At 61.2% G+C, this 1190-nt stretch carries 1 protein-coding gene; it reads right to left on the bottom strand.

Features of this window, described 5'->3' with window-relative positions; all coding sequences use genetic code 11:
• Positions 1 to 159: 159 nt before the first annotated feature.
• Positions 160 to 1122 (bottom strand): IS5 family transposase, encoded by a 963-nt coding sequence (locus LDO29_RS28050; RefSeq protein ID WP_224082982.1) that lies wholly within the window; start codon positions 1120 to 1122, stop codon positions 160 to 162.
• Positions 1123 to 1190 lie beyond the last annotated feature (68 nt).

Below are 1190 nucleotides of genomic sequence, written 5' to 3'. Positions count from 1 at the left end.
GGATGCTCTGCACAAACGCGAATCGAGTGTGATAGGCCGTTTAGCGGACGCTAAATGCCCCGCGACACCAATCTATCAACCCCAAGCGAAGCTGCCTGGCACTCGCCGAGCAGCATTCACAAGCTGCGCGCGAGGCATTGGCGTGAGCCAGCAACGCGCTCATGCCTCAGCAGCCAGAAGCTTGCCGCGCGCCATCCACAAGTTGGACAGTGCAAACAAGGTCACGAGTTGCGCGGTGTTCTTTTTCAGCCCGCGATAGCGGACCTTGGTGTAGCCGAACTGCCGCTTGATGACCCGGAACGGATGCTCGACCTTGGCCCGAACACCCGCCTTGATTCGTTCGACCTGATCGAGGATTGCGCCAAGCGGTTTGCTTGGATCAAGCGCGCGACGTTTGCCTGGCTTCATCGCCACGTGCCAGTGCACGTCCGCCCGCGCGTCCGGACGCTTCTGCACGCCGTGATAGCCCGCATCGCCAAACGCATCGGTTTCCTCGCCATGCAGCAGGCTGTTGCCCTCGACCACATCGTTGACGTTGCCCGCCGTGCCCCGCACCGTGTGCACCAGTCCGCTTTCAGCGTCCACACCAATGTGCGCCTTCATGCCGAAATACCATTGGTTTCCTTTCCTGCTCTGGTGCATCTCCGGGTCGCGTTCGCCCGACGCATTCTTGGTCGAACTCGGTGCGCTGATCAGTGTCGCGTCCACCACCGTGCCCGCGCGCAGCATCAATCCCTTGTCGCGAAGGATATCGTTGACCAGCGCGAGAATCTGAGGGGCCAGCTTGTGCTTCTCCAGCAAGTGACGGAACCGCAGGATGGTGCTCTCGTCAGGCAGTCTCATCGTCCAGTTGTCCAGCCCCGCGAACTCCCGATACAGCGGCACGTCGTGCAACGCTTCCTCCATGGCCGGGTCCGACAGGCCGAACCATTGCTGAAGGAAGTGGATCCGCAGCATGGCCTCGACCGCGAACGGCGGACGCCCGCGTCTGCCCTCCGGCGCGTACGGAGCAATCAGCATCACCAGATCGGCCCACGGCACCACACGGTTCATCTCGTCCAGGAATTCGCGCTTGCGGGTGCGCTTGGTCGACAAGTTCAATCCAAGGTCAGCTTGTTTCATGCCCGACATGCTCGCTGGCTCGACGATTCATTGCAAGCACATCCGCTAGCTATTTGTGCAGAGCATCC

The organism is Cupriavidus laharis (genome assembly GCF_914271435.1).
Lineage (GTDB): Bacteria > Pseudomonadota > Gammaproteobacteria > Burkholderiales > Burkholderiaceae > Cupriavidus > Cupriavidus laharis.
Note: the sequence above shows the minus strand (reverse complement) of the source record. Positions and strands in the feature narration are given on the sequence as shown.

What these genes read in the sequence shown, in the direction of transcription:
- LDO29_RS28050 (WP_224082982.1), bottom strand. Translation starts at nt 1,122, where the DNA reads ATGAAACAAGCTGACCTTGGATTGAACTTGTCGACCAAGCGCACCCGC.